Genomic DNA, 18,895 nt, shown 5'->3' on the forward strand with positions numbered 1-18,895 from the left:
GGGGTGAGAGAAGTGGCGATTGATGCAACAGAAAAAGGTTTTGAAACGAATATTGAAAGTTGTTTAGTGCAATCAGGCTATGTAAAAAGGCAAATTACAGGACAAGCCTTAGAGGTTTTTAAAAAGTATGCAATTGATACCGAAGTTTTGTTTCAATTCTTAGAAGCAACACAGGCAAAGTCACTTGAACGTTTGCAAAATGCGTATAAAGACCAATATAAGTCTAAGGTAATTGACCGTCTTCATAAAGAATTAGATAAACGTGGGATGATTGATTGCCTTCGTCATGGGATTAAAGACTATGGTGTAACGCTAAAGTTAGCCTATAACAAGCCTGTTAGTTCCATGAATCGCACCTTGATTGAGCAGTATGAACAAAATATTTTCACAGTAAGTCGCCAAGTGTATTACAGTAGTAAAAACAACAATAGTATTGATATGTTAATTTCACTTAATGGATTGCCTATTGCTGTGTTGGAACTGAAAAACCAATTAACAAATCAAACGGTAGAAAATTCGAAAAAGCAGTTTATGAATGATCGTGATCCGAGAGAACTGCTCTTTCAATTTAAAAAACGAGCAATTGTCTTTTTTGCAGTGGATACTGATGAAGTGTATATGACAACACAGCTTAATCGAGATAAGACGTTTTTCTTGCCATTCAATCGTGGGAATAATGGCGGAAAAGGTAATCCTATCGTTTACAATGATTATCGAACATCTTACCTATGGAATGATATTCTTCAAAAGGATAGCTTGTTGGACATTCTTTTCCGTTTTGTCTATGTCAATCAAGAAGATATTCAAGACTCGTCTGGTGAGATCATTGATAAAAAGGAAACGGTTATATTCCCTCGCTATCACCAATTAGATGTTGTTCGAAAGATTGAAGCTGATGTGAATGAAAAAGGCGTTGGGCAAAACTATTTAATCCAGCATTCCGCAGGTAGTGGTAAAACGAATAGTATTTCCTGGCTCGCCCATCGACTTGCGAAAGTTCATGATGAGGAAGACAATGCCGTATTTAGCAGTGTTATTGTTATTACAGACCGAAGAGTATTAGACAAACAGCTTCAAGATGCCGTTTATCAATTAGAGCATAAAGCGGGAATGGTTGAAAAAATAGATAAAGATTCTGCCCAATTAGCGAATGCTATTGCTAATGGTACGAGAATTATCATCACAACATTACAAAAGTTCCCTTTCATCATTGAAAAGGTTGGGGATTTTAACAAAGGTAAGTACGCAATTATTATTGATGAAGCCCATTCCAGCCAAGGTGGAAAAGCTTCAACGGCAATGACCAATATTTTGTCGGATAAAACGTTAGAGGAAGCCCTTGAAGCTGATCGAATTGCTGAAGAAAATATGGGCGATATGGAAGAGAAAATAGCTGAAACCATTGCTAAAAGTGGAAAGCAAGACAATATTTCTTTCTTCGCCTTTACAGCAACACCAAAGCCAAAGACAATTGAAAAGTTCGGCACATATGATGCTGACGGAAAACCTCATGCTTTCCATGTTTACACAATGAGGCAAGCAATTGAAGAAGGCTTTATTTTAGATGTGTTAAAGAATTACACAACCTATAAAACATTTTATAAGGTAGCAAAGAGTATTGACGATGATCCTGAAGTGGCAAAGGGGAAAGCCACCAAGCAAATTGCTAAATATGTATCTTTGCATCCACACAATATCGCACAAAAGACCGAAATCATTATTGAACATTATCGCCAAGTGACAAGGCATAAAATTGGTGGTCGAGCAAAAGCAATGGTCGTAACAGGGAGTCGTCTTCATGCAGTAAAGTACAAGCAAGCTTTTGATAAGTACATTAAAGTAAAAGGGTACGATGACTTAAAGGCAATTGTGGCATTCTCAGGTACTGTTCAAGATGGCGGTGTTTCTTATACTGAACCTGATATGAATGGTTTTGGTGAAAAGGAATTACCTGATAAGTTCCACCAAGATGAATATAAAGTATTGCTGGTTGCTGAGAAGTATCAAACAGGATTTGACGAGCCTCTGCTTCATACAATGTATGTAGATAAGCCTCTTGATGGGATTAAGGCTGTTCAGACTCTATCTCGATTAAACCGTACTTGCAGAGGAAAAAACGACACCTTTGTCCTTGATTTTGTTAACGAAGCAGAAGATATTCAAAAAGCTTTCCAGCCATATTACGAGGTCACAGGATTAGAAAGTACAACAGATCCTAACCTTTTATATGACTTACAACAAGAGTTAGATGCGTGCCAAGTTTATACGGAAGAAGAAATCAATAAAGTGTGCGAATTAGAGTTTAGCGGGAAGAAAAAAACGACAAAAACGCAGGAAAAATTAAATTCAATCCTTGATCATGCTGTAAATCGCTTTAATAAAGATTTAACCCAAGAGCAAAAGGATGATTTCAAAGGAGCATCAACAAAGTTCATTCGAACATATTCTTTTATCTTACAAATTGCACCGTTTGCTGATATTGACTTGCACAAATTGTATGTTTACTTAAACTATTTACTTAGAAAGTTACCGAAAAACGTTTCAGAAAATGTTTACTTAGCAGATGATGTGGCTCTTGAATATTATCGAAATGAGAAAGTGTTTGAGGGTAGTATTTCATTGCAAGTTCAGGGTGAATCGGAATTAAAGCCGACTTCTCATGGGAAGGGCAAAAGCGTTGAAGAGGAAAAAGAACGCTTATCTTCTATCATTGATCGTTTGAACGAACGCTTTGGTACGGAATTCACTGAAACGGATAAACTCTCCAGAGATCAAATTAAAGAAGATATGATTAAAGATGAAGACTTGGCTCAAAAGGCAAAGAACAACACGAAAGAAAACTTCAAATTTAGTTATGAGAAGGCATTTATGGATTTTGTCATTTCTCGTATGTCCCAAAACGAGAAGTTCTTTATGAAAATGCTTGAAAATAACGACTTCAAGACTTTGATTATGGAAGATATGTTTGAGGAAGTATATGAAGGATTAAGACAATAGAGCCGCAGTTTACTGCGGCTCTATTTGCTGTACTTTTCCATAAATTCAAGTAGACTCTGGGCAATTAAATCCTGAACAGTAAGGAAAGGGTAGTCTTTCTTGCAAAATTCAACAAATTGCTTGTGAATGTCATTATTCATTTTAATGCTTTTGTTCTCAAACTTTGCATTGTTGGAATATACACGTTCGTCTAATATAAGCATTTTGTTCCCATATTCATAGTCGGAAATCATTTTTTTAAGGATGTCTTGATTATCTTTAATAAAAGACAGTATATTATCTGTCGCACTTTCGTTATTACTCACTACCATTGTTTTATCTCTTACGAATTTATAAAACTTGTTATCTCGTTGAATATAAACATAATCGCCCCGTTGCATTTCTTTACCAAATGAACTCCCTGGTACTCCAATTTCTTTTGCGACTTCCGAATAACTACGTGTTTTTAACATTTCATTGATAATATCAACCCTCTCGTCAGGGTGAGTGCTGTAAAATTGCTCTTTATTCATCTTTGCTACAACCCCTTTCTAAAAGTAATTTTTTTATTATAGATTTTTATACTTGGAAATATTCAAATGCTCACGAAAAATTATTTTAGTAATGTTATATATTTGTAGGCAAAATCTATGATAATAGAGAATTTGAGAAACAGGTTTTCTATATGAAAATATTAGGAAGGTGAGAGAATTGTATAATGAAGAATTATTTATTGAGGGTTTTGCGGATGAATTACGTAGGAAAAGAGAAGAGCAGTCTTTAAGCTTAAATCAACTGTCAGAAAAATCAACTGTTAGTGCTTCTTTTATTATGCGGATAGAAAAGGGAGAGAGAACAAATGTCAGTATTGAAGTTTTATTCAAGCTTGCGAATGCATTATGCATCAATATAGTTCAACTACTTGAAAATAGTCAGAAAAATTAACAAGGTAACTATTTTGAAGACGCTCATGTCGACTATAAAGGACATGAGTGCTTCTTTTGACTATAAAAGACAGAATATTTTGACAAATATTTATATTCCCTTTATACTATGGAAGTTGAATTTCTGGGGGAGTGAGAATGAAATCGAAAGGAATAGTTAAGAGAGTGAGAAAGCCATCTTTTTGGGGGAGGCACGAAGACAAAATTCCTTTAGAACTAAAGGAATGGGTACTTAATCAATATTTTAGTCAAGATTGGTTATATATTTATTGCGACAGCTCATGCAGTAAATTGAATCATGGGATGTCTGTTGCTTGTACATACGTAGGTAATGCTTCTGTGATGGTGACACAACAGTTAGTTTATTCACCAGCGGATGTTTGGGGGAAAAATGTGTTTGGAGAGCTTAAATCTGTAATTTTTGCCCTTTTAAATTTTTCTAATTACATAGAAACAGCACACAAGGGTGTAACTATATTTTCCGATTTGGATGACATTGAAATGTTGCTATCAAAAAAGATTGTATTTAAAAAAATTGACACACTAATAACGATACAAAATGAATTGATTGATCTTTTTGGAAAAATGCAAACCGAAAATCCAAAGTTAACGATAGAGGTAAAGTATTTGACACGACAATTAAAAAAACATAATCCCTTCATGAAAGCATCACATAATGCGAGTAGAAGATTATTAAAAAGAAGTTAATAAAATGGAGGAATAAGATGAGCGATATAAATGTGTTTAGAACACAATTATGTGGTACAGAAGATGCCACTAATATTGAAATGGCAATTGAGAATATTATCAAAGAGGTTAATTGTTTAAACCAATTATTAATTTTTGATAAAAGCTATGAATTAATCTACTTTGAGGATGATGTATACAAGCATTTAAAGTGCCTGTCTATCAAAGAAAAGAACAACCTTATTAATAAACTGTTGAGAATCTACTTTAGGGAAAGTGACACAGCTTAATAAAGCAGTGTGTTTAAATAATATGGATAACTTTTTTGAAGATGGGTATTTGTCGTACTACGAAATAAATATGAGCCACGAATAAAGGTGTGAGCTTTGTATGAGTATAATCAGACCTAAAATAAGATACCACAGGACCTATCACAACAGGAATGAAATAAGTTTTTGGAACGAAGCAATGCTAATTCAAATGAGGGAATAGAAGGATGAAAAAAGGAAGGAACTTCTAAGTATTTTGCTAACAAGTTTCTTCCTTTTTCAAAACATATGTTCTTCTTTGTGGTATAATAAAAGGAGCGTACCAAAGGGTTGGGAATATCCTCAAGACCAATGGGGCTCCTTAACTATCGTTATTATTATTTGGTATACTTTAGATATTATATACATGTTCCAGGTGAAATGTCAACGAAAAATTACGGGGGTAAAATAAGTGGAAAGGCATTTAAACAATAGAGATATACTGCAATATGGGGACTTTAACTCAAATCAAGTATTTTTTATTCAACGTTGGATTGAACTTCTCAATATACATACTCATAGTAAATATGCAGTAAGATATTTGAATACTCATCAAGCTCTAAAAGAGTTAAACTATGTTTGTAAAGAAATGATTGAGGGTAACATAAAAAGGAATGATAATCATCTTTTTATTGTTTTTGAAGAAGTGAAGAAAGTTATTAATGGTGATGAAGTGCTTAAAAAGAATGCAGTTTCATATTCAAGAATTTTAGAAAACTCTCTTCAGAGAGCCCCAAAAGCAGAAAACATCACAAAGCTTTATTCAATTATTTATCAAGTTGAATATGTTATTCGATATATAGAAAAGCATTACTTGACATGGGTGATCACTGAAATAGACAGTTTGCTGTCAAATAGTGAAGAGCGGTTCGCAGAAATAGAAAATGCTATGCAAACCTTAGCGAGTGAACTGATGGGAAGGGGATGGTCCGTAGATGAATTATATTTGTCTGCCTTCGAATTATTATTGACAGCTGAGGATAGTGTTAGTAAAAAATTTGAAAAGTTTTTTAGTAAGTTGAGTAGTGAACCACTGCCGTTTGTATTTTTATTCTCAGTAAAAAAGGATTTAGCAAAAGGTACAAAATCAAGATTAGTTGAATTGAAATTAGAAATTTTATCTGGTCAAGAAGTATTGAATACTTATTCTGACTATGAATTAGAAAATCATATTTCTAAGAATAAAGAGTATGTGAGGGTAATATATGATTCCTTAGATGCCTATTCTGGTGTAAATAATGCTTGGCAAAAAATTGTCGGAAAATTAGATATATTAAACTTCTATGGGTTTCCTATTCCAGATTTTGATACGTCACCTATCATACTGTTGCCCGATTCCCCTAAATACTTGCGAAATGTTGAAGTAGATTTGTCAACTAAGAAAAGAAAATTCAGGGCTCCAGATTCTATGATGAATAGAGTTCTGAATCAACTTGAGACTGGGGATAAAGAGGTTAATAGAAAGTTAAAAAGCTTATTTGAATTTACAAGAATAAGTGATGAATCTTTATCTCCTCAATCTACATTCATTAACCTGTGGATAGGCATTGAATCTTTTGTTCATTCAAGAGAATTTGAAGGTGGTATAGAGAATGTAAAAATGTTTGTTTCCGCCTTTTCAACTCATAACTATATTTATAGCCTAATTAAGAATTTTCTTGAAGATTGTAATCGTTGCGATGTGGAAATAATCTATAGAGAACGAAACTATAGAATAGGAAAACTGACTCCACAAGAAGCACTATCTCTTTTTTGGAATGAAGAGTTTCTCAATAATATGACAGCAGAGTTTGAAGATCATAATATCTTGCTATCTTACAGGCTTAGAGAGCTTTGCAATATATTAAAAGATGGTAAAAAATGTGCAACCCTTCTTGAAGAGCATAAAAAGAATGTTCAGCAACATGTTCATAGGTTGTATCGAATAAGAAACTCAATCGTACACTCTGGTCAAATGCAATACAATAATACAAATTTATTCTCAAAACATTTATATGAGTATATAGAGTATGCTATGTCTGTTGTCATGCATCGCTTAGAAGAAGATTCATCTGCAAGTTTGGAGCAGATTTTTGCACAAGTAAGAGATAGTGTTGATACTACAATTGAAACATTGAGTAATAGTAGACTTTTAGATCAAGACACATACATTAATCTTTTATTAAGAGGTGCTTTCTAAAACTGGATCATTCATTTTCTACAGAGTTGCACAAGCAGTTATCAAACAAACTCGATAACTGCTTGTGGGGAAAGTGAAACTTCGACTGGCTTTGTATCTTAACCATTGCCTTTAGATTGATACGGTGAACCGTACCATAAGTAAGTGCGGTTTATTACGGTGAACCACCATAAGTAAATAAGGTTTATAAAAAACCACTAAAGAACGTTCATTAATAACGTTTTTTAGTGGTTTTGAAATAAAGTGGTAACATAGCTTAAATGTTTATAAAACTAAACTAACGATGATAGCTGAAAGTATGCTTACAAGTGTGGCGCCATATAACAGTTTCAGCCCAAAACGTGCAACGGCATTCCCCTGTTTTTCATTCAGACTTTTGACAGCTCCGACAATAATACCAATAGAAGAAAAGTTAGCGAAGGAAACTAGGAATACAGAAAGAATTCCCATAGTTCGTTCACTAAAGTGATAATTGCCTCCAGATAAATCCAACATCGCAACGAATTCATTGGTCAACAGTTTAGTCGCCATAATTGAGCCGGCACTAACCGCCTCTGAGAAAGGTATTCCCATAATGAAGGCAATTGGGGAAAATAGATAACCTAGTATCGTCTGGAAAGAAATACTAAACAATAGCTCAAACACATGGTTGAATCCCGCCATTAATGCAATAAACCCAATTAACATTGCCCCAACGATAATTGCTACCTTAAAACCATCAAGGATATACTCACCGAGCATTTCAAAAAAGGATTGCCTTCTATCCTCCTGTATTTCTAATATATCCTCACGTGGGTCAATCTCGTACGGATTAATAATTGTAGCTATGATAAAACCGCCGAATAAATTTAAAACTAAAGCTGTGACAATATATTTTGGTTCCAGCATCGTCATATAAGCACCAACTATGGACATTGATACAGTCGACATCGCTGAAGCACATAAAGTATACAAACGCTGGTTCGAAAGCATACCAAGTTGTTTTTTTAATGTGATGAAAACCTCCGATTGTCCCACCATTAGTGAGGCAACTGCATTATATGATTCAAGTTTACCCATTCCGTTCACTTTACTTAATAAAAACCCAATCCCCTTCATAAGGAATGGCAGGATTTTCAGATGCTGAAGAATACCAATTAATGCAGAAATAAATACAATTGGCAGTAATACATTTAAAAAGAATGGGGCCTCTCCCTCATTCGCGATGCCGCCAAACACAAAGGAAATCCCTTCGCTTGCATATTCGAGCAGCGTACTAAAAACAGCAGCTATTCCTCTGATGATGATTAATCCAAATTCTGTATTTAACAGTAACAATGATAAAAGAATTTGAATAACAATCATTGTGATAATTGGTTTGAATTTTATCTCTTTTCGATTGGAACTTGCCAACCAAGCCAAAAATAATACAACAAATATACCTAAAATAGAAATAACGTATTGCACAAGTAACCTCCTGATGAATTAATTTATATGTGATCGCTAAAGTTACCGTTAGAATAGTAACCACTTTTACTTAAGATTGCAATTGATAAAGATTATTCTGTGCCATTTAACTCTTTTAAAACAACAAAAAGTGTTTCGCTCTAGATTTAGAATGATTTATATAAAGTATTTAATTTAGTTGAATTTAATATTCATAAAAGGGTTTGAGGGGAATAATCATTGGGCGGTTCGTAGTATATTCAATTGACATAGGTTTGCAGAGGAAAAAAATAAATGCCTTTATAGAGAAATGTCTAAAAATGCATAAAACTAATCCTATTATGATTCAATCCTTGAGGCTGATGAACATAAGGGTCCCTGATTACTTCGCATATCATTTCTATTAAAAAAATGCCGCTCACTGCTCGTTTCTTACCGAAAAATTCGGTATTTATCGAGAAGTGACTGGCACTATTTAAGTCATAATCTATAGGCTTTTTTCTTCGTTAGTTAATAAATTTTGGATAACGAGGTTTGTTATATTTGGAACTACTTCTAGTGAATATGTCATTTCCATTCTTTCAAGTTTCTTGTGAGCATCCAAACCATATGGACCAATGTTAATAACAGGTACATTTATATCTCGGATATCTTGAAACTCTACATAATGTTTTGTTCCCCAACCAGGGTTATTTTTCGAAACGGCGTTGATTCCATCTTCATCATCACTTAGAGCCATAAAACTCATATCAGAGATATACGGGAAGAAATTTCGAGTAACAATTGGGTGTGGATATTCCGGCTGTATTGTTGCTACTGCTTTATCAAGAGCGTTGATTAAGTTAAGCTCATCAGTTGTTTTCCCTGTCATTTCGATCCTTGGGGAGTATAGGGAAGAGTAAAATAAAATAATGGCCGGATTTTTATCCTTCATCCATTTCCAGGCCTCCTCAACAACTCGTGCAGCAAACATGCGAGTATCTAATTCCGTATTTGTTAGGAGATTTTGCTTAAATTCATTCATGTGTTCAATAAATGAATTGCCATTTTCCTCAATTAATAAGTTCTCCATTTCTTCATATGTAAAAACTCTAGGTTTCCAAGGAACATCGACAAAGGGTTCGCCACTAATTTCACTATATTTGCGATATCTCTCTTCAAAAGTATTAAGTGCATTGGTAAAAGCAATCATGGCTTGTTCCTTAAGCTTGATCAATACGTCTTTAGGAGACCAAGAATGAATAAAGAAATTATAATAAACATAAGCAGATAATGCTGTTTGAACAGTATAAGATGGTTTTAAGTCCATTTGTTTTAACGACACGGGCGGAACCGTAGTTTCTCCATATGCTTCGTTGCAAAGCTCTGGATTATAGTTTATTTGCTTTGTTAGTTCTGCAGCAATAAAGTTAGGATCTAAACCTTCAAAAGCTGAACCAACATGTGTTTCTGCACCTGTTATAAAGAATGATGGCAGCAGCTTACCAACCGTTCCTTTATAGATATAGCGATTATCATCACCTTCAAAGCGAGGTGAAACGAAATCAGAATTAATAGCAGCAACATATTCAAAGCTATGTTCTTTCTTCCACTTTTTTAACGTTTTTAAAGCGGAAAGCACTCCGTGTGAGCCGTCTTCCTCGTCACATTCAGCTAACAATAAAATATTGCCGTCCAGTTCCTCAGGATGTTCAGAATAGTACTTTAAGAGGTAGAGATTGCTCGCAACGCCGCTTTTCATATCAAGAACGCCACGGCCAAATAACCAATCTCCGGATTCTAAATGTTCTTTAGCTGAAGTAGGTAGGTTTTCCTTTTTTAATGCTTCCATTAGATCATCAGGGGAACAAGCATGTTCTTTCAATTGGTTGAAGTCATCAATTCCAACCGTGTCGATATGCCCCATTAAGATAATTGTGCGGTTACTATTTCCTTTTTTTCCTTTAACAAATGCCATAACATTATATCGTTCTTGGTCATCGTTATTGGTTTTCTCAATAGCGACTGAGCCAGGATTATTTAAAAAATATGGAAGCGATGAAATAATCTGAAATAAAGAGTGGGCAATTGTACTTTCGCCAGTTGTGTTTACGATACTTTCTATGTTAACAAGTTGTTTTGTATATGTAAGTATATCGTCACGACAATTCAACATACGACGGCCTCCTTTTTGTTTGATATTTTATCAAAATGTAACGTAAGTTTAAAAACTCGTCAAGTCACACTAGTACAATTAAACTAAATTAATATTGTATTATTTAAAATATTCTACTATAATGGATAAAGTTATATTAAATTTTATATTAAATCCTCATCTTTTTTGCATTAGGTGGGGTAGAGGTCGCGATTTATAAGAGTATCCTATTTGAGATTTAGTGAGATCTATGAAAATAGGAAAAAGGATAAATCGCCGAAGCTTTTTGAAATCACTATTTTCATTAAAGCTGGGGCTGCACTCGAATAGGGGCAGAACTGTCACAATTCCTTTGAATTGTGGAGAACTATCGTAAAAATGCAAGAGATGAGGGTGTTCTTAAAAACACTGTCAATTTAAATCGACAGTGTTTTTTTATTTCAAAGGAGGAGTACATATGAAAAAGCTAGCTATTTTTTTAGTTGCGGCAATGTTGTTAATTTTATCCGCATGCGGCACACAGCAAAGTAACCAAGTAGAAAATGAAACAAAATCAAGTGATTCTGAATTTGGGTTAGTCAAAGAAGGGTCATTAACCTTTGCAATGACAGGACAATACCCTCCATTGAATTTTAAAAAGGATGGTAAATTGACAGGATTCGATGTAGAAATTGGAACTGAAATTGCAAAACGTATGGGACTTGAAGCAAATCCTGTTACAAATCCTTGGGAAACAATTATTCAAGGGCTAAAAGCAAATAAATACGATGCGATTATCGGTAGTATGACTGCAACAGCTGAACGTGATAAGCAAATTGACTTTACAGAACCTTATTATCTGTCAGGTGCACAAATCTTTGTTGCAAATGACAATACGGAAATTCAATCGAAGGAAGATTTACAAGGTAAAACAATTGGGGTTATTCAAGCAAGTACTTGGAAGGATATGGCTGAAACATTAACTTCACCTGACATGGTTAAGGGATATCCAGTAGACGTTAATGCACTTCAAGATTTGTCACTAGGGCGCTTGGATGCTGTTATTACAGATAAAATCGTTGGTGTAAGTGCACAAAACGAAAAAGGCTTAGATATTAAACCAATTGGTGATTTATTAAATGAGGACCGCGTGAGTATAGGTATTGCTGAAGGAAATACAGAACTTGCAAACAAAATTAACGAAGCGCTTCAATCAATGATTGATGATGGCACATACGAAGAAATTAGTATGAAATGGTTTAATACAAACATTATGGAAAAGTAAAATTATGATTTCAGGCAAGCGCCTTGTACTAGGCGCTTGTTTATAAAGGAAGGAGGCTGGTCTCATGGTTTTTTTAGAAAATATCGCGGGTATTTTTAGTGAACATGGAATGGCTTTTTTAAAAGCTAGTTGGACTACAATCGCAATCACAGCTATTTCCTTGCTAATCGCTGTGATTATTGGACTTATATTTGCTAGTTTTAAGATTTCTTCGAAAAAATTCTTAAATTGGATTGCTGATATTTATATTGGAATTATCAGGGGAACGCCTCTAATTGTTCAAATTATGTTTTTATATTATGGATTAGCCAATATTATTAACTTAAATAGCTTCACTGCAGGTGCATTGGCATTGGGAATTCATACTGGTGCATATATTGCTGAAATTTTTAGAGGATCTGTACAATCGATTGATAGGGGACAGATGGAGGCAGCGAGATCGTTAGGAATGTCGCAATCACTTGCAATGAGAAGAATTATTTTCCCACAAGCTTTCAAAAGATCCATTCCCCCCTTGGCCAATCAGTTCATTATTGGTTTAAAAGATTCTTCCCTTGTTGCTTATATTGCGGTAACAGATTTATATAACACAGCCCTTGGAGTCCAAGGAGAAAACTATATGCCATTTGAAACTTATTTTGTTGTTGGTATTTACTATTTAATCATCGTTCTTATTTTCACTTGGGTTGCTAAACGAATTGAGCAGAAAATGGATGTCAGCAAGCCTAAGGAGGTTAGTATTGCATGATTGAAATTCGTAATCTTTCAAAATCCTTTGGAAAGCTTGAAGTTTTAAAGAATATTAACTTAAATATTAACGAGAAAGAAGTAGTTGTTTTAATTGGTGCAAGTGGTTCAGGTAAAAGTACGTTACTTCGATGCTTAAACTTTTTAGAAGTTGCACAAAGCGGTGAGATTACTATTGATTCTGAGAAGATAGACATAGTAAAAACAGATTTAAATAAAGTAAGAGAAAAAGTAGGAATGGTGTTCCAGCACTTTAATCTTTTCCCTCATAAAACTGTGATTGAAAATATAATTGAAGCGCCGATTTATGTTAGAAAAAAGTCTAAAAGTGAAGCAAGTGCAAAAGCAATGGAACTACTTAAAAAGGTAGGCTTAGAGGATAAGGCAAACTATTACCCAGAACAGTTATCAGGAGGACAAAAGCAACGGGTTGCCATTGCAAGAGCGTTAGCGATGGAACCAAAAGTAATGCTTTTTGATGAGCCGACTTCTGCATTAGATCCTGAATTGGTTGGTGAAGTTCTTCAGGTAATGAAAGATCTCGCAAGTGAAGGAATGACCATGGTGATTGTGACACATGAAATGGGTTTTGCAAAAGAAGTTGCAGACCGAGTTATCATGCTTGCAGACGGTAATATTATTGAAGAAGGACATCCAAATGATATTTTTGCCCATCCAAAACATGAGCGTACACAAAGGTTTTTAAATCAAATATTATAAAAAAGGAAAATCTACCTTCAGTATTATTGAAAGGTAGATTTTCCCTTTCAGTACCCTCTTGTTATTTTAGCTTCCTTTGCTATTTCTTTTAGAACAGTAGTATTCATCTCGGCAAAGATGTATTATAGCAACTTTTTGGGCTCACTAATTGTTTCGAAGTTTTCTACCTTACCTCTTTTAATGAAAAAGAGGAAGTTTTAAGCACTATTTTTAGGTAAGTGAAACTATCGAAGTTCTTAAATAATATGCAAGCTGAAGTTTTAAAATATCTTCAGGATTGGAAAATGAAATTTGAAGTTTCTCTTCAATTTTCTTTAAACGTTGATATAAAGTATTCACGTGGATATGTAAAATCTTGGCTGTTTGCGTAGCCTGACGATCGTTTTCCATATATGCAAGCAGGGTTTTTTCTAAATCCAATGTTCCATCTTTATTAGATTGAAGGGGTTGAAAAATCTCATTAACAAAAGAGTTCAATTCTTCAATAGGTTGGTGAATAAAAAGATGATTAATGCCTATATCTTGATAATTTACGATGCTTTTAAGCTGCCTTGAGATAAGAAAAGAAAGGGCTTTATCAGCTTCAGAGTAACTTTTGGCAATATTATTCATGCTCGGATAGCAGGTACCAATCCCTATTTTTAGTGATTCCTCATGAACATTCATCCAGTCGGAATGAATAAACATCAGTTTCTTTTTTACATAATCTTGATCTTCAAAATGAGTAAATTGACATACCAACGTTACTTTATTTCCATAACCAAAAACGATTGAAATATAGTTCCCTAAATCTTTTTTTATCTGGGTAATTATTTTATGCATTTGCATATTAAGAAAGTGGAAATCTGCATAGGGATTTATATGAATTAAGACCGCCATATAAAAGGGATAATGATCAATTCTAAGTTCATTGGCCTTCTTTCGTATTAGGTTATAATCTTGGCACTGAATAAAATCATTAAATAAATCATTTGTTTTTTGATAATATGAATCCACTAATGTTTGATTTCTTATAATCTCTAATGCAATTACTGAACTTGCCTGTTCGATAATCATCTTGTTTAAAGCAAAAAGTTCATCCTCCTCCATTTCAACTACCAGTATTCCAATTGGGACATCAATAGCAATTATAGGGTGAATATAAAGTGATTGATTATTAAAAGACACCGTAAAAGATTGGGTTTGTAAATTTGCATTTAACTTTATCATCTCTGAAGGAAGTTCCCATTTCCAGGAGGGCGGACTTGAATATTGTTGATGATCTGTTAAGTCTACTATCATTACTGGATGGTTTATCATCTTTTTTATTTCATTTACGATTTTCTGTAAACCTTTACTTTGAAGGGATAGTTTTATTAACGAATTGTGTATCATATCTCGTTGAATTAAAAGATCATTTTGTTTTTTTAAGTTTTGGTAGAGCTTTGAATTTCTCAATACAATAGAGACTTGATCAGAAAAACTTTCTAGCAGTTGTTGATCATCTTTCGTTAAAAGGAGATAGGGACCCTTTTGGTATACAATTAATACACATAAAGTATTACCCTCAACAATAATTGGAACTGAAATAATAGATTTCAAATCGTCAAATTGGACAGAATTATACAGGTGGAAAAGATTATCTGATGAAATATTAGATGATTCTGAGATAATTTCATCTATCTTAGTAAGAATAAATGATTTATTATCTTTAAATGTTTTCCCGATAATTCCCTCCCCGACCTTCATCCTCATTTTCGCTATTTCTTCATTAGGACCGCCCGTCCAAGCTTTAGGAAAAAGTACATCTAGGTTTGGTTCGTACATCCATAGAACTCCCATATCTGCCGCTGGAATAACAGATAAGGCATTTTCCAATATTTTTTTTAACAAATCATCTAAATCTTCAAGTACAGATATATCACGGATGCTCTCCATCATTTTGTTCCTTACATATTTCTCCCCATCGAGCATTAATTGCAAGAAATGTAAATCTACTATCGGTTTTAGTTTTTGAGTGATTTCATTGTTTAGTGCTGGGGATTTACTGATTCTGAGGACAATGGTTGTATGATTGGAATAATGATAATAAATATCGATGAAATTTTCATAGGTACGTATAGTTTCATTAATGAATCTCCCTGGTGCTGGAGTTTCTTTATCAAAATGGTTAGATAAAACAAGTGAAAAATCTAATCCCTTTATACTCTGCCACACTTGAAATTGTGAAAGGCAACAGTCATCAATTAAAAATTGTTTAATTTTCACTAAGGTTTCCACTTTTCACACCCCCTATTAGAATATGTAGGAATCAACATAATTTACGTCATTATTATATAGGACCAAACATTGTTTGAATAGTCTTAATTTTTTATAATTATAGCTAATTTATTAAATTCAACTAGGAGGAACGTTATGGTATCTAAATTATCGCAGAATTGGAAGTATGTCATTGTTATCTTGCTATTTTTAGGATGGTCAATTGGAAATTTTGATCGATTTTTCATGAATTATGCGATTTTAGGTATTTCAAAGGATCTTCAATTAAGTACTTCCCAAACAGGAATTGTTTTAAGTAGCTTTTTTGCAGGTTATGCCTTAATGCAAATTCCCGGTGGGTGGCTCGCAGATCGTTTTGGTTTCCGTAAAGTCATTATCACAGCACTTCTTGCTTGGTCCATTTTCACGATTTTTTCAGGTATGGCCTGGTCCTTCGCGTCCTTAATTCTCATTCGATTTTTATTTGGACTTGGGGAAGGAAGCTTTTTTCCATCGGCATCCAAAGGTATTGCGAGTTGGTTTCCGCAAAATGAACGGAGCCGTGCCATGTCCTTTATGCTTACCTCGGGTACGATTATGGGTGTTATAACGCCAATTATTGGCACCCAGTCTATGCAAACTATCGGTTGGAGAACAATTTTTTATATTGCGGGTGCTGTTGGTATTATATTTGTCTTGCTATATATGATTTTCTTAAAAGAACAGAATAGTTCAACAGCAGAGAAGGTTGAAACCACTTCTAAGAATAAAGCACCTTTAAGAGATGTTTTAAAAACTCCGATTATATGGAATTTGTTCATTGCCTATTTTGCGATTTATGCCGTGCAATGGGGATTAATGACATGGATGCCAACCTATTTAGTAGACGCACGACAACTTGACTTAACATCGGTTGGATATATTTCAGCTATTCCAGCGGTTGCAGGAATTATTGCAATGCTTACAAGTGGATATATTTTAGACAAGCTACCTGAAGGGAAAGACAAGTTAATTGCAGCCGTATTTGCGGTATTAACGGCAGTATTCCTATATTTAATGGCTTTTGCGCCAAACATAGCCATGTTTGCTGTTTATCAAAGTATCGTTACAGTATTCATGTCGTTTAATATTGTTCTTATTATCTCAGCTCCACTAAAAATGCTATCTGAAGAGATTGTAGGAACTGCAAATGGGTTCATTAATACTGGTGCACAATTCGCTGGTGTTCTTACTCCCATGTTAATAGGATTTTTAGTCGATGCTTTTGACGGTTCTTATACAGTTGCTTTTATTATGCTGATAATGTTTGCCCTATTGTGTGCTGGATCTTTATTTTTAATTCGCCCTAAGAAAGAAGTTGCCTATTTAAAAAAAGTTGAAAGTTAGGAGATGGAAAAATTGACTGCTTTATCAGATAAAATTACAAGTTTAATAGATAATAAACGTACATTATTTACACAGCTAAGTGATCAAATTTGGGAGTTTGCTGAAACTAGATTTGAGGAATTCCGCTCATCTGATTTGCTTTGTGAAGCATTGGAAAAAGAGGGGTTTACTATAAAAAAGGGAATAGCTGGTCTTGAAACAGGCTTTATCGCCTCCTATGGGACAGGTCATCCGGTAATTGCTATTCTCGGTGAATACGACGCTTTAGCAGGGCTAAGCCAACAAGCAGGCAGTAATAATTTTGAACCCATTATTCAAAATGGAAATGGCCATGGCTGTGGGCATAATTTGCTTGGAGTCGGTTCCTTATCAGCAGCTATTGCGGTTAAGGATTATATGAAAGAACATAACCTTGATGGAACCGTACAATATTTCGGCTGTCCGGCAGAAGAAAGTGGTTATGGGAAAACCTTTATGGCAAGAGACGGTTATTTTAAAGATGTGGATGCTGCCTTTTCCTGGCATCCTGCCACAATAAATGCTGTCATGAACTCCACTGCAAATGCGGTTATCCATGCACACTTTAAATTTAAAGGGAGAAGTGCACATGCCGGAGCAGCACCACATTTAGGGAGAAGTGCTTTAGACGCAGTCGAACTTATGAACGTTGGAGTCAATTATATGAGAGAACACATGATTGACGAAGCCCGGATTCATTATGCTGTAACTAATACAGGAGGAATGGCTCCAAATGTAGTTCAAGCCGATGCGGAAGTTACTTATTTAATCCGTGCACCGAAACCAAATCAAGTAAAAGAGCTCTATGACAGGGTAGTAGATTGTGCACGTGGTGCAGCACTAATGACGCAAACGAAGGTAGATTACGAAATTCAAGGCTCTTGCCATAACTTAATTCCTAACCTGACTCTTGAAAAAGTAATGCATCAACATATGCAAGAAATAGGCGCGCCTAATGCTACAGAACGGGATATAAACTATGCAAAGACAATCTATGAAACTTTGACAGATGAGGAGAAGGCTGCAGCAGCTTTACAAGTTGGAAAGCAGGGAGCTTCTCAATTAGCTGAACGACCTATTGCCGACTTTATCGCCCCATTTTCTGAAAAAGAGACATTTATGGGAGGTTCTACGGATGTTGCTGATGTGAGCTGGAATGTTCCAACTGCACAATGTGTTACTTCCACTTGGGCTTTTGGAACACCGTTTCATACTTGGCAAGCTGTGGCACAAGGTAAAGAAAGCTATGCTCATGATGCCATGTTATTAGCCGGAAAAGCAATTGCATGTACCGCTGTTTCGGTACTTGAAAGTCCCGAATTACTTGAAAATGCTAAAAAAGAATTAGCGGAAAGACTTGACGGGGAAACGTATACATCCTTAATCCCGAAAGAGCTTACACCTCCGTCATATAAACAAAAAGTAAATTAAACAATATGAAATTCAGTTATTCAGTCGCACTAAGCAGTGGCAGAATAGTGATTGAAACTTTAGTGAATAAAGGAAACAAGAGAACGGGGCTGGGACAAAACCCTCCTATAAATCAAAAAGCCGGTGAAATTTTACGACGAGTAAAATTTCACCGGCTTTGAATTTTTTACAATAAAATAAGGACCTCTTCTGATAAAATTAAGTTACCACACCAAACCATATCGAAAGAGGGATCCTTATGTTTAAAAATTATAACATGAATCAAATAATTTTACCTTTAGATTTAGAAGTAAAACTACAAAATAATGACATTGCCTTTCATGTCCACCATTTAGTGGAAAGTATCCCCAATGAAGCCTTCGAAACATTTCTCCGAAATGAGGGATGTCCTGCCTATCATCCACGCATGATGCTTAAAATTATCTTATGTGCCTATAC

General features: G+C 34.7%; 15 protein-coding genes and 1 riboswitch. Of the genes, 11 read left to right on the forward strand and 4 right to left on the reverse strand.

What is annotated here, in order from left to right; genetic code table 11:
* The first annotated feature begins 12 nt into the window (after positions 1 to 12).
* On the forward strand, positions 13 to 2,997 hold the full coding sequence (locus EKG35_RS07665; protein WP_126293855.1) for a type I restriction endonuclease subunit R: 2,985 nt from the start codon (positions 13 to 15) through the stop codon (positions 2,995 to 2,997).
* Positions 2,998 to 3,017: 20 nt separating this feature from the next.
* Here EKG35_RS07665 and EKG35_RS07670 read toward each other — a convergent pair whose 3' ends face one another.
* Positions 3,018 to 3,509, reverse strand: a complete 492-nt coding sequence (locus tag EKG35_RS07670) for a hypothetical protein (protein WP_126293856.1) — start codon at positions 3,507 to 3,509, stop codon at positions 3,018 to 3,020.
* A 169-nt stretch (positions 3,510 to 3,678) separates the two neighbouring features.
* Between EKG35_RS07670 and EKG35_RS07675 the strand changes: the two genes are divergently transcribed.
* The 4 genes from EKG35_RS07675 to EKG35_RS07690 all read left to right on the forward strand — a co-directional run bounded on the left by EKG35_RS07675 (position 3,679) and on the right by EKG35_RS07690 (position 7,094).
* Entirely contained in the window at positions 3,679 to 3,921 is a 243-nt protein-coding gene (locus tag EKG35_RS07675; protein ID WP_185807678.1) for a helix-turn-helix domain-containing protein, read from the forward strand.
* Between the two features lie 137 nt (positions 3,922 to 4,058).
* Entirely contained in the window at positions 4,059 to 4,628 is a 570-nt protein-coding gene (locus tag EKG35_RS07680) for a hypothetical protein (protein WP_126293858.1), read from the forward strand.
* Positions 4,629 to 4,645: 17 nt separating this feature from the next.
* Positions 4,646 to 4,897, forward strand: coding sequence for a hypothetical protein (locus EKG35_RS07685; protein ID WP_126293859.1), 252 nt, complete (start codon positions 4,646 to 4,648; stop codon positions 4,895 to 4,897).
* Between the two features lie 430 nt (positions 4,898 to 5,327).
* A complete protein-coding gene (locus tag EKG35_RS07690) occupies positions 5,328 to 7,094 on the forward strand; it encodes a hypothetical protein (protein WP_126293860.1) in 1,767 nt (588 codons plus the stop codon).
* Positions 7,095 to 7,358: 264 nt separating this feature from the next.
* Here EKG35_RS07690 and EKG35_RS07695 read toward each other — a convergent pair whose 3' ends face one another.
* Together EKG35_RS07695 and EKG35_RS07700 are read right to left on the reverse strand one after the other, a co-directional pair.
* Positions 7,359 to 8,540 carry a NupC/NupG family nucleoside CNT transporter gene (locus tag EKG35_RS07695; protein WP_126293861.1) on the reverse strand — a complete coding sequence of 394 codons (1,182 nt, stop codon included), beginning with the start codon at positions 8,538 to 8,540 and terminating at the stop codon, positions 7,359 to 7,361.
* Between the two features lie 466 nt (positions 8,541 to 9,006).
* The gene (locus EKG35_RS07700) at positions 9,007 to 10,674 is read right to left on the reverse strand and encodes a M20/M25/M40 family metallo-hydrolase (RefSeq protein WP_126293862.1); all 1,668 of its coding nucleotides are present in this window, start codon (positions 10,672 to 10,674) and stop codon (positions 9,007 to 9,009) included.
* A gap of 172 nt (positions 10,675 to 10,846) precedes the next feature.
* A riboswitch (Lysine riboswitch) is annotated at positions 10,847 to 11,031 on the forward strand.
* Positions 11,032 to 11,110: 79 nt separating this feature from the next.
* On the opposite strand from EKG35_RS07700, the gene EKG35_RS07705 reads away from it, so the two are divergent.
* From EKG35_RS07705 to EKG35_RS07715, 3 genes are all read left to right on the forward strand, one after another.
* On the forward strand, positions 11,111 to 11,917 hold the full coding sequence (locus EKG35_RS07705) for an ABC transporter substrate-binding protein (RefSeq protein ID WP_126293863.1): 807 nt from the start codon (positions 11,111 to 11,113) through the stop codon (positions 11,915 to 11,917).
* Positions 11,918 to 11,981: 64 nt separating this feature from the next.
* Positions 11,982 to 12,665, forward strand: coding sequence for an amino acid ABC transporter permease (locus tag EKG35_RS07710; RefSeq protein ID WP_126293864.1), 684 nt, complete (start codon positions 11,982 to 11,984; stop codon positions 12,663 to 12,665).
* Positions 12,662 to 13,384 (forward strand): amino acid ABC transporter ATP-binding protein, encoded by a 723-nt coding sequence (locus EKG35_RS07715; RefSeq protein WP_126293865.1) that lies wholly within the window; start codon positions 12,662 to 12,664, stop codon positions 13,382 to 13,384. Before EKG35_RS07710 ends, EKG35_RS07715 begins: the two co-directional genes overlap by 4 nt.
* Positions 13,385 to 13,594: 210 nt before the next feature.
* On the opposite strand, the gene EKG35_RS07720 is transcribed toward EKG35_RS07715, so the two are convergent.
* The gene (locus EKG35_RS07720) at positions 13,595 to 15,631 is read right to left on the reverse strand and encodes a helix-turn-helix domain-containing protein (RefSeq protein WP_126293866.1); all 2,037 of its coding nucleotides are present in this window, start codon (positions 15,629 to 15,631) and stop codon (positions 13,595 to 13,597) included.
* Between the two features lie 147 nt (positions 15,632 to 15,778).
* Between EKG35_RS07720 and EKG35_RS07725 the strand changes: the two genes are divergently transcribed.
* The 3 genes from EKG35_RS07725 to EKG35_RS07735 all read left to right on the forward strand — a co-directional run.
* Positions 15,779 to 17,008 (forward strand): MFS transporter, encoded by a 1,230-nt coding sequence (locus tag EKG35_RS07725; RefSeq protein ID WP_126293867.1) that lies wholly within the window; start codon positions 15,779 to 15,781, stop codon positions 17,006 to 17,008.
* A gap of 3 nt (positions 17,009 to 17,011) precedes the next feature.
* Positions 17,012 to 18,457 carry a M20 family metallopeptidase gene (locus EKG35_RS07730; protein WP_126293868.1) on the forward strand — a complete coding sequence of 482 codons (1,446 nt, stop codon included), beginning with the start codon at positions 17,012 to 17,014 and terminating at the stop codon, positions 18,455 to 18,457.
* A 238-nt stretch (positions 18,458 to 18,695) separates the two neighbouring features.
* Positions 18,696 to 18,895: transposase (locus tag EKG35_RS07735; protein WP_148103505.1), on the forward strand; the 200-nt coding region annotated here is incomplete at its 3' end.

Source organism: Lysinibacillus telephonicus (assembly GCF_003966145.1).
Taxonomy (GTDB): domain Bacteria; phylum Bacillota; class Bacilli; order Bacillales_A; family Planococcaceae; genus Ureibacillus; species Ureibacillus telephonicus.